Origin of the sequence: Neomoorella stamsii, from assembly GCF_002995805.1 — a bacterium.
In the GTDB taxonomy this organism is placed as follows: domain Bacteria; phylum Bacillota; class DSM-521; order Neomoorellales; family Neomoorellaceae; genus Neomoorella; species Neomoorella stamsii.
The window spans coordinates 1-11,340 of the sequence record NZ_PVXL01000016.1; the positions used below are offsets into that span (position 1 = coordinate 1).

The 11,340-nt window shown below is 57.8% G+C and carries 7 protein-coding genes; 4 read left to right on the forward strand and 3 right to left on the reverse strand.

Annotated elements, in window-relative coordinates; all coding sequences use genetic code 11:
- Positions 1-373: 373 nt before the first annotated feature.
- From MOST_RS01815 to MOST_RS01830, 4 genes are read left to right on the forward strand one after another with little or no spacing between them, the layout of a single operon-like run.
- Positions 374-4,885 (forward strand): choice-of-anchor Q domain-containing protein, encoded by a 4,512-nt coding sequence (locus tag MOST_RS01815; RefSeq protein ID WP_129588640.1) that lies wholly within the window; start codon positions 374-376, stop codon positions 4,883-4,885.
- A 25-nt stretch (positions 4,886-4,910) separates the two neighbouring features.
- The gene (locus MOST_RS01820; RefSeq protein ID WP_106007003.1) at positions 4,911-5,948 is read left to right on the forward strand and encodes a multicopper oxidase domain-containing protein; all 1,038 of its coding nucleotides are present in this window, start codon (positions 4,911-4,913) and stop codon (positions 5,946-5,948) included.
- A gap of 50 nt (positions 5,949-5,998) precedes the next feature.
- Positions 5,999-7,237: a multicopper oxidase domain-containing protein gene (locus MOST_RS01825; protein ID WP_054937334.1), complete on the forward strand. Its 1,239-nt coding sequence runs from the start codon at positions 5,999-6,001 to the stop codon at positions 7,235-7,237.
- A 4-nt stretch (positions 7,238-7,241) separates the two neighbouring features.
- The gene (locus MOST_RS01830) at positions 7,242-8,480 is read left to right on the forward strand and encodes a multicopper oxidase domain-containing protein (protein WP_054937335.1); all 1,239 of its coding nucleotides are present in this window, start codon (positions 7,242-7,244) and stop codon (positions 8,478-8,480) included.
- A 169-nt stretch (positions 8,481-8,649) separates the two neighbouring features.
- Here the strand turns inward: MOST_RS01830 and MOST_RS01835 are convergent, their stop codons facing one another.
- From MOST_RS01835 to MOST_RS01845, 3 genes are all read right to left on the reverse strand, one after another.
- Positions 8,650-9,042 (reverse strand): DsrE family protein, encoded by a 393-nt coding sequence (locus tag MOST_RS01835; protein WP_054937336.1) that lies wholly within the window; start codon positions 9,040-9,042, stop codon positions 8,650-8,652.
- A 35-nt stretch (positions 9,043-9,077) separates the two neighbouring features.
- Positions 9,078-10,007: a ferredoxin-like domain-containing protein gene (locus MOST_RS01840; protein ID WP_054937337.1), complete on the reverse strand. Its 930-nt coding sequence runs from the start codon at positions 10,005-10,007 to the stop codon at positions 9,078-9,080.
- 173 nt (positions 10,008-10,180) lie between these two features.
- The coding region (locus MOST_RS01845) for a sensor histidine kinase (RefSeq protein ID WP_106007004.1) at positions 10,181-11,340 on the reverse strand (1,160 nt) is incomplete at its 5' end.

Sequence of the window (11,340 nt, forward strand, 5' to 3'; positions counted from 1 at the left end):
GGGGTGTGGACAAGGATGCCCGGCTCTTTTTTAACCTGTCCACACCCGGCAACTATGTGGGGTCCTCCCTGCATGACCCGCAACCACCGTCCTTTTCCGAGCCGCAAATCCCGCCCCAGTAAAATAGCTTGGGGCGGCTTTTGCCAAAAAGTACTATAAGGCAAAATCGTAAACAGGGAAGCGGTATCGCCTCCCTGTTCTATTTCATATCTATAGGACTGCCTGTCCGCCGTCCGCCACCGGGCTCTTGTACCAGCCGTACGATCAGCACCACTATCCCTACCACAATCATAACTCTATCTCTACCCTCAGTAACCAATTTATAATAATAAGAATAAGATAATCCAGAGTTTTAACTGGAGGTTGGGACAATATGGATATTATTACAAAGCAACCAGTAATATCCAATAGAAGTCCCACTAAACAAATAGGCATTTTTCAACTCACAGTAACTGTCTCGCAAGTAGGTACAGGTATACGCATAACGAATTTCAAATTTATCGTCAACCAGGACAACGTGGGGAATCCTTTCGACCCCGATCCGGCCAACTGGCCTTCGTTGAAGCCCGGCGCCAGTCACAGTGCGGTCGTGGCCACGGGGGACTCCAGGCAACCCACCGTCTCCCTGCCGGCCGGCAAATACCTCGTCTCCGTCCTGGCTCCCGGCTACAAGCTCGGGGGTAACTGGATCAATCTGACGCGTGACAGCACGCTGACCGTCGAGTTGCAGCCCCACCCCCTGCCGCTTGCCAAAATCCGCGTCCACGTTTTCGAAGACATCCACCCGGTCAACGGCGAGGATGACTTCCCCCTCGAGCACGGCCTGCCGGGGTTCCGCATCGTACTTGCAGATGCCGCCGGCGAGGTTACGGTCGACTATTTCGGCAACCCCCTCGGAACGGTTTACAAGCGGGACGCCGTCGGCAACCTGATTATCGGTCCGGACGGGAAACCGATCCCGGTGCCGAACACCGGCGGCATAATCCGGACGGATGAAAACGGCGACGCCGTCATTGAAAACCTGCCGCCGGGCAAGTACGGGGTGCAGGCGATCCCGCCCGACGGCAGCGACTGGATCCAGACCACAACCATCGAGGGTACCCATGTAATTGACGCCTGGATTGAAGAAGGCAACGACGGGTACAGCCCGCGCGAGGGTTTCAAGGCACCCCTCGTCTGGTTCGGTTTTGTCAGACCGAAGGAGTTCGCCCCAGGAGCGGGAACGGGCACCATCACCGGCCGCGTCCGTACGATCATCGAGTTCACACCGCCGGTCAGACCCCTGACCCTCGGCGGGCCCGTCGACCGGCCCTGGATCGCTCTTACCGATATCGGCCGCACCGACGAGCAGGTCTATACCGGCCGGGGCAACCCTGACGGAACCTTTACCATCACCAACGTTCCTGCTGGCCTCTACCAGATGGCCATCTGGGATGAACCCCTCGACCACATCATCTCCTTCCGTACTGTCCAGATCGCCGCGGGTGAAACGATTGCTATGGGCGATATCGGGATCCCGCGCTGGTTCGGCTGGATCAGCGGCATGGTATTCAGGGACGAGAACGGCAACGGCGTACGCGATACGGATGCCGCCGGGAACTATATCGAGGAAGGTATCCCCCATGTTCCCGTGGGCACGCGCTTCAAAGACGGCAGTGGGCAGTATGCCACCGTAACCGATCTCGACGGTCGCTACTCTTTCAACGAAGTTTTCGAACTCGAGCGGTTCGCCGTGGCGGAACTGGGCTTCGACCGGTTCGGGCGCACGGCCGCGACCGCTACCCCCGATTACGGGATCACCCCGCCGCGGCCCACTACGACCCATCCCCGCGCCCTTACCCTGGCGGTCCTGACGTGGGCGGCGAAAACGAACCGCATCGATTGGGGGATGCGGGAATACCCGCTACCGGGACCGGACGGGCTCGTGGGAACACCTGACGACGAACTCCACGGGGGCATCTCGGGAATCGTTTATTACGCGACGATGCGCAACGAACTCAACCCCCGCTACGCGGTGGCTGAAGACTACGAACCGGGCATCCCCAACGTAACCGTCAACCTCTACCGGCTGAATGACGACGGCAGCACCACGCTGATTAACTCCGTGCAGACCGACGCCTGGCAACATCCAACCGGCTGCGTGCGGCCCGACGGGAGCGTTGACCCGGGCTGCATCGAAGTACCCAACGCCTCCAACCAGATCAAGGACGGCGTCTTTGACGGCGGTTACTCCTTCGCGACTTGCTTCGATCCCTACTTCGGGGCCCCAGGCGCCGTGGAAAAGCCGCTCCCACCAGGAACCTACCTTGTGCAGGTGGTCCCACCCGCCGACCCGTATAACCTTTTGCCAGATGGTTCCCCGAAACCGCTGTACAAGGTGCTCGACCCCGGCGCGGTGAACACCGGCCAGGGCGACCGGTTTGTCGCTCTTTCGACGACCACTCGGGACCAACCCGCCAGCGCTACTGATGCGGCTCTGTTCCGCCTGCCCCCGCCCCCTTACTATGGCGACAAATACGATACTAAAATAGTAACCGTCAGTCCAGGGCAAAACGCAGTGGCGGACTTCTTCCTGTATACCGATGTTCCGGTGCCGGGGCGCATCGTCGGCTTCCTCCTCGACGACGTAAATATCGAAACCGACCCGGATTTCATCTACTACGGCGAAAAGCGCGGCATTCCTTATACACCGGTCGGCATCCGGGACTATACGGGACGGTTGATCACCACCGTTCATTCGGACGCCAACGGCATCTTTGAGGTGCTCTTACCGTCCACTTATACCCGCAACGTACCTACTCCCTCCGGCGTGGCCCCGGGGATGTACCTGGTTGTCGGCAACGACCCTGGCGATCCCGGCCGGCCCAATATAAGATATAATCCCAACTACCAGACCTTGACCATGGTCTTCGATGTCTGGCCGGGGAAAACCACCTATGCCGACGTCGCCCTTTTCCCCATCACCGCCTTCGTGGGAAGACCGGGGGCGCAATTCTCGCGGCCGCCGCTCTGCCAGGCAACCGGCGCACCGGAGATCGGGAGCGTTAATCCTGTCTACGTGACTTTGACCGGCAACCGCCTGATCTTCATCAGGGGGCGTAACTTCGGTGCCCATCCAGGAACAGTGACGCTTAACGGCAGAGCCATCCGTGTCCTGGCCTGGCGTGATAACTTTATCCTGGCATACGTGCCGCCAAGCTTCGCTGCTGGCCCGGCCCAGATGGTGATAACCTCGAGTGCCGGTATCCCCGGTACATTGGGAATCACCATCCACGTCCTGGTCCCCGGGATTTACGATCCCCCGATCGTAAACGTCACCCCCCGTACGACCATCCAGGCGGCCATCGACCGCGCCGCGCCGGGGTCACTGGTGATTATCAATCCCGGCGTTTACTACGAGAGCCCGGTTATCTACAAGAATGTGAAACTCCAGGGCATGGGGGCCTGGGTTACCAGGCTGGACGGGCGCTTCTTCGCCAGCTACCGGCAGCAATGGGAAACAAAGCTCGCCGCCATTACCTTTGACGGGCCTCAGGAGATACCGCGCGGCCAGGTCATCACGGTAGTAGCCAAGGATGGCACCTTCGGCCCCGCGTTTACGACGCAAATTGACGGGCTGACGATCACCGGTGCGCGGGGCGAAGAAGGCGGGGGCGTTGTGGCCAACGCTTACTGTCGCTACCTCGAGATCAGCAACAACGTCATCATGAGCAACGGCGGCGGCTTCGGGGGCGCGATCACCATCGGCAGGCCCTACGCCGGTGACAACCAAAATGACGGCGTGCACATCCACCACAACCGCATCCTAAATAACGGCGGCATCAGCCTGGCCGGCGGCGTGGGGATCTTCACCGGCGCCGACGGGTATGAATTCGACCACAACGAGGTCTGCGGCAACTACTCCGCTGAATACGGCGGCGGCCTCTCGCATTTCGGGCTGAGTCACGGCGGGCGCATCCACCACAACAAGTTCCTTTTTAACGCTTCCTTTGACGAGGGTGCGGGCATCTTTGTAGGCGGCGAACAGCCAATCCCGCCGGCTACCCTTGCGCCTGGTTCCGGGGCGGTGGACATTTACAACAACCTCGTCCAGGGCAACCTGGCCAACGACGACGGCGGCGGGATCCGCCTGCTCCGGGCAGGTACTCACCGCATCAACATCTATAACAACATCATCACTAACAACGTCTCCACCGACCTCGGCGGGGGGATTGCCCTCGACGATGCGTCCAACGTGGTAATCGTCAACAACACCATCGCCAAGAACATCACCACCGCCACCGCCGAAGACAGCGACGGCCGGCCGCACGGGGCGGGCCTTGTCAGCGAGGCGAACAGCGCCGCCTTCCAGGCCAGCCTGCCACCAGACGCCCCGACCTTCAGCAACCCGGTCCTCTTCAACAACATCTTCTGGGATAACCGGGCCGGTTGGTACGATCAGACCCTGAACGGCGGCCGCGGCGGTATCGCCGGCATCGGCGCACCGGCCGACCCGAACCCGGTAAATGTAATTGATCTCGAGGTCTTCGGTACCCCGGCACCCGAGGTGCTGAGCCCGCGCTACTGCAGCCTGTCGCAACCGTACGGCGTACCCGTTCCTACCAACATTGTTGGTGTAAACCCGTCGTTCGTGAGGCCTTATGATACCACCGTCACGGCCGTAGCCTTCAATATGGAGCCGGACTTCAAGACTGTTAAAATTATAACAGTCGAACCGCAACTGCAGGGCGATTACCACCTGAAACCGAATTCGCCGGTCATCGACCGGGGCACCACTACCCTCGTCGTGAACGGCAATATCTATAACGCGCCGCTAACCGATTTCGACGACCGGCCGCGACCCCAGGGGGCCGGGGTGGACATCGGCGCCGACGAGGCCCGCTAAATGTTTTCACCAGGGAGGAGTTTACGTGACGCTCGTCCGGGTGCATTACGGGGCAACCGACAGTTTCATCACCATGCCCGACGGCTCGGTCCACTATATCTTCGGTTTCGTGGACCTGACCGGGGTCCCCGAAAACGCGATCTTCGCGCGCCGGGGGAAGGCAACGTTACCCGCGCCGCTCCTGGATGTCAGAGCCGGCGACCGGATTGAACTGACCCTTACCAACCTGGGGATGCCGCAACGGCCCGACCTCGACGACTCCCACACCATCCACTGGCACGGCTTCCCCAACCAGATACCGTTGTGGGACGGCGTTCCCGAGACGTCAATTGCGGTACCTGTGGGGCGCGATCTCATATATTATTACGAGCCCGGGGATCCCGGCACCTATATGTACCACTGCCACTTTGAACCGGTGGAACACATTCAGATGGGTATGATCGGGCCGTTGATCGCCCGTCCCGCCGACTACAACCCTGCGAATCCGCTATTTAAAACTGCGTACGGCGCGGGTACGGGAACCGAATTCGACCGGGAGTACTTTTTACTGATATCGGAGCTCGACCCGGTGGCCCACGACCAGGTGCACAGGGTCCAGGAGTTCGACTGGAGCGAATACCGCCCGGCCTACTGGTTGATCAACGGCCGCGCCTACCCCGACACGCTGCATACGGCGCCGGATGACGACCTCATCCAACAACCCTATCATGCCCTAATTCAGGCCAACGCCGGGGAAAAGGTGCTCCTGCGCTTCATAAACCTCGGTTTTGAAGAGCATGCCATCACCATTCTCGGGCTGCCGCTGCGGATCATTGGCCGGGATGCCCGACTGTTGCGCGGGCTGCACGGGGAGGACCTTTCCCACTGGCGGGACGTTCTCTATTTCGGCGCCGGGCAGACGGTCGACGTCATCATTGAACCTCAACAACCGGCGCTTTACCCGCTCTTCAACAGGGGCTACCATAAAAACACCAATGCGGGAGCTACCCCCGGCGGGATGATGACCCACGTTGTTGTATACCCTGCCGGAACCCTGCCGCCCCAGCCGGGGCCCGGCTTTTAAACGCAGGACCGGCCGGGGGTCCCCCAACCAACTTCCAGGAGGGAGGATGCATGCCAACACAAGCTACAGCCATCGGGTCGCCGGCCATCCACCTGCGCGCTGTTGACGGATATATCATCACCCCCGACGGGGCGAGTATCTACATCTGGGGCTACCGGAATGAAAAGGGGCGGGCTGCCCAATTGCCCGGGCCGACCATTATTGTTAACCAGGGTGATACCGTCACCATTAAACTGACCAACGAACTGCCCGAGAAAGTTTCCCTAATGTTCCCCGGCCAGAATGGGGTGTTCAGGCTGACCAACGGTGGCGCGGTACCGGTCGGGCCCATATACGAAAACGGGCGCCTCATGTCCCTCACCGATTACGCACCCCCACAGGGGACGGTCATTTACCGCTTCGTGGCCAGCCAGCCGGGCACCTATATTTACCACAGCGGTACGGAGATTAACAAACAAGTGCCGATGGGGCTCTACGGGGCCATTATCGTTCGCCCGGCCGGCTTCGACCCCCTCGACCCGGCCACCTGGTCCGCCTACGGCCCGGAAACCGACACCGAATTCGACCGCGAATACCTGCTGGTGGTCGCGGAGATAGACCCGGTGCTACACGAAGCCGTCCGCTTGGGCAAACCTTACCGGCCCAGCACTTACAGACCTCGCTACTGGACGATTAACGGGCGCTGCGCCCCCGATACGATGTTGCCCGATAGAGCGACCTATCTTCCCCAGCAGCCATACGGCTCAATGATTATGGCGGAACCGGGCGAGCGGGTCCTTATACGCTATATAGGCGCTGGCTGCGATGCCCACCCGCTACACCCCCACGGGAACCATACCCGGGTGGTCGCGCTGGACGGGCGGCTGCTAAGAAACGGCACTCAGGACCTATCGCACAAACACTTCACGGTGTTAGTGGGTCCCGGCCAGACCTACGACCAGATCTTCCAGTGGGACGGCCTGGGATATGACCCGGTGACCAACCCGATCCCCACCCCGATCCCCAACCTGCGGAACCAGGCGATTGGTGACGTCGGGTGGACCATGTGGAGTGGCAGCCCGTACTTAGGGCAAAAGGGTGACATACCCAGAGGAGTAACTTCTCTCAACGTGACCGGCGAGTACTACTTTATGCTCCACTCCCACTCCGAACCGCAGATCACCAACTGGGGCGAATTCCCCGGGGGGATGATGACGATGATCGGCATCTTCCCGGTCGGTACTCTCGGGCCGGAGGTCGGCAGGCTGCAAAGAAACAGCCGTGCAAATAGTACTCGCGAAAGGAGATGAAGGTATGCTGGTAAGCATAGAACTCTGGGCACGTCCGGGCATTGTTTCGCTGCCCGGTGGTTTCCCCGCCGATATCTGGGGTCTAGCTACCAGTCCGACCGCCGCGCCTCAAGTGCCGGGACCTGTGCTTGCAGCCACGGTCGGCGATGTAGTAGAAATAACGCTTCATAACATGCTGAACGAACCAGTCTCTCTTACTTTTCCGGGGCAGGAGATTGCCCCGGAACCGGTCCTCGACGCCGGCGGCCGGCTGGTTTCGCTCACTCGCTTCGCCGCGCCAGGAAGGAGTGTGGTCTATAGTTTTCCCGCCTACCGCCCGGGTACCTTTCGCTATGAAAGCGGCACCAGTCCCGAGCGTCAGGTCCAGATGGGCCTGTACGGCGCGCTCATCGTAAGGCCGGCCGGCTGGGACGACCCTGCCAGCCCGAACTATTATACCGCCTACGGGGCAGATACCGGGAGTGGTTACGACGTTGAGGCTGTTATTCTGCTCAGCGAATTCGACCGCGCGGCGCACGAAGTTATCGCCACCGGCGCCGTATACAACCCGTTGAACTACGCCCCGCAGTATTGGCTGGTAAACGGGCGCCCCTTCCCGGACTGTGTGGCCCCACCCGATACATCCACGCAACCCCTCACCTCCCGCGTCCCTGTCCTTGTCGGCCAGCGGGTACTGCTCCGCTTAATTAATGCTGGCTTCCTAGCCCACACCCTGGCCTTCCAGGAAGGGCCGGCGCGCGTTGTGGCCGAGGACGGCCGGCCCCGCCGCAGTCCCTTGCTTGACGCTACTTACGATAAGAACGCGATAACCTTAGGCGCCGGGCAGAGCGCCGACCTGGTCTTCACGCCCCCGGAGGGTGAGCATTATCTATACGACCGGGATCTTTTGCACTTGGTCAATACCGACGATTACCCCGGCGGGATGATGGCCCTTGTTGATGTTCGCCCGGCCTTTCCTGTAACTCCTCCGGAAGCCCCATCAAGTTTGACGGCCACGGCGGCTTTGCCAAGGCAGGTTGAACTTAACTGGATAAACAACGCTGCGGATGAAGACGGGTTCGTTCTGGAGCGCCGGACGGGAGGCGGGCCTTTTTTGCGGGTCACCACCCTGATGGTGGGAGCAACGGCCTATACCGATACCCATGTCGAGGCCAACACCACCTACACCTACCGGGTACTGGCCTTCAATCTAGCGGGAACATCAGCATATTCAAACGAGGCTGTCGTCACCACCTTGCCTTAGTCAAAATGAAACGGCCGCGACAACCAGGAATAAACCAGGGTATTCGGAAATCAGAATACAACGATTTTACTACTCCCTTATTGTGCTGGATCGTGCCTTTTTTTATTGCTGCATGTTCAAATTACATTAAAGGGGAAGTTTCTCACTTCCCCTCCATGTGGACACATAATCAAGGCTTGATGTAGGCATACCCTTCAGCCTGTTTCCTGGCAATTTCTGTTATGCCGGCTGGTACAACTGTCAGAAAGTTGGGGAGGCTGTCCTCATCGATAGACTGGCCTTTGAGAGCGTTCCGGCACGCTACAAAGTTTACTCCCATCTCCGATAACTTCTTCATCTGCTCCACCAGCGATCCATTAGCTGTCCCGCAGCTTGCCCCCTGACCGTTACCTCCGGCCAGGAGGCACCTGTTCCCGAAAATAGAAACCGCCTCACCGTTGGCCACTACTTCGATGTCAGCATTTCCTTGCCCAACATCATTTAAAAAATTACTGATGTTCACGAGAACCCTTTGCCATCTGCCAGATTCGTTAACATGGAAAAGGACTTTCAACCTATTCACCCCAACACCCCTTCTCTGTTAAACTCAGATTGGAGTTATTTTAAAATACCCTTTCTTTTAAGATACTCAGGTAACTGGTCCGTATCAACAACATCCATATCGCCGTTGTTATATACCCATAGTCTATCTTTCAAAATAACAACATTACAATGTGCTTCGTTGTCCACAGCACATGCGTTACCGCAACCACTTATAGTAATATTTCCTTGTAAATTGCCGGAGGAGACTAGGCGCTCCGCTATAGTATGGACATCACCAACACCGTTTTTACAATACCGTGCGCCTATGCACGTCTTGATTCCTTCACTACTCCATGCCAGTGCTACCTTCAGGAATGGCAGAAGGCCCATCCGGTTAATAACTTCAGCCAGTCGCTCGTTCTGGGCAACCTGAAGATAGCCCTTAACTATCCGTTCGACAGTTTCGACTAGATACTCTTCCTTGATAACCATGTCCAGCCGAGTACCCAATTGGGCTTGACGTCCTCCTTTGCCTCCAAGGTAAAGCCAGTACCCGTCCTGGACAGCAATGATACCCAGGTCGTTTAGTTGCGCCTCCACGCATGAATTGGGGCAGCCATTCAGGGCCATCTTAAATTTTTTCGGCGTAGCCATCCCTGTGAGGCGCTGATTGATTTGCGCTGCCAGAGGAGTAACATCGCGGATAACGTGCTTGCAATACTGACTGGAACATACTTTTACATTTCGCACCACCGGACCGATATCAGCCAAAGGTAGGCGCACCTTTTCTAACTCTGCGGCCACCTGGTCAAGGTCCTCGGGTTTTATCCCGTAAATCATGATAGCCTCGGTAACCGTGAGCTTCGCCTTTCCGTATTGTTGGGTCAGCCTACGTATGGTCTCTAGTTGTTCGGGTTCCAGATATCCGTTGAGAGGATGAATTAAGACAGCGTAAGTACCATCCAGCTGTTGTATAAAACCCTTGTTGGCGTACTTCTTAATCATAATTGCTCTTCTCCTTACTTTACTTCATTAAGGGTGTAGCCTACAAAAAGAATGTAACATAGAAAAGATTGTACGTCTAATCAGTTTATCTTATACATGATATAAAGTTTTGCTGTGGCGAAAACTGGTTCAGGACACGACCTACTAGTGTTTTAGACGAGCTTATGGAAAAATTATGAAGAACTATTATAGCGGGAAACCGGAATGGTAAAGGTAAACCTGGTACCCTGGCCAGGCTGGCTTTCGACCCAGATTCTCCCCCCATGGGCTTCAACGAAACCTTTGGCAATGGCCAGGCCCAGCCCCGCTCCCCCCTGGGCCCTGCTCCGGGACTTATCGGGCCGGTAAAACCTTTCAAAGACATAGGGGAGATCGGCAGCTGCGATCCCCGGGCCGGTATCAGCCACTGAAACGCTAACTTCGCCGGACTTCTCCTTGATGGTTACCCCTACCTGGCCCTGCGGGGGCGTATACCGCAGGGCATTGCCCAGGAGGTTAATTAAGACCTGGGTAAGGCGGTCCCTGTCCCCTTTTACCTGTATTTCCTGTCCCTCAGCATTGAGGGTTAGAGTAATATTTTTACCTTCAGCTTCAACCTGGAAGAAATTCAACACCTTCTGCACTGCCTCGACCAAGTTGAAAGTTTCCTGGTGCAGGGGGAGTTTTTTCGCTTCGGCCAAGCTCAGTTCCTGTAAATCATGAACCAGCCGGGAGAGGCGCAGGATCTCATCATGCAAGGACATTATTACTTCCGGCTTTGCCTCCAGGGCTCCTGCCTGGAGGGATTCCAGTTGACCCCGCAGGACGGTCAGGGGTGTACGCAGTTCATGGGCCACATCAGCAACCAGGTTGCGGCGCATGGTCTCATATTTTTCCAGCCGGGCAGCCATGTCGTTAAAGGCTGTCACCAGCTGGACGATCTCTTCATCGCCGGTTAGGACCAGGCGCTGTTCCCAGCCGCCGGCAGCCAGCCTATGTACTGCCTTTGTAAGTTTGCTCAAGGGCCCGGCTATCCTCCGGGCCAGGAAAAAACCTGCCAGGCCGGCCAGGATTAATACCGCTATGCCTGCCAGGATGATCGCCACAGTAACGGAGCGGGTAAAAAGGTCTTCCTGGGACAGGACACCCGGTGGGGTTGTAGTAGTCAACCACAAGGTACCCACCCTCTGGCCATTAACGATAATCGCTGTACCCTGCGCCAATTCCTGTTCGGACAGTCTTTCACCTAATCTTAGCCCATAAGTATCAGCAACAACAAAGCTATTGCTATCGGCCAGGATCACCCTTTCTAAACCGGTCCGACCCCAGCCCAACCCCTGGCCCCGCCCCATAC

Excerpts from the sequence above, each read along its gene's own strand:
- MOST_RS01815 (WP_129588640.1), top strand. The coding sequence starts at position 374 with ATGGATATTATTACAAAGCAACCAGTAATATCCAATAGAAGTCCCACT.
- MOST_RS01825 (WP_054937334.1), top strand. The coding sequence starts at position 5,999 with ATGCCAACACAAGCTACAGCCATCGGGTCGCCGGCCATCCACCTGCGC.
- MOST_RS01830 (WP_054937335.1), top strand. The coding sequence starts at position 7,242 with ATGCTGGTAAGCATAGAACTCTGGGCACGTCCGGGCATTGTTTCGCTG.
- MOST_RS01840 (WP_054937337.1), bottom strand. The coding sequence starts at position 10,007 with ATGATTAAGAAGTACGCCAACAAGGGTTTTATACAACAGCTGGATGGT.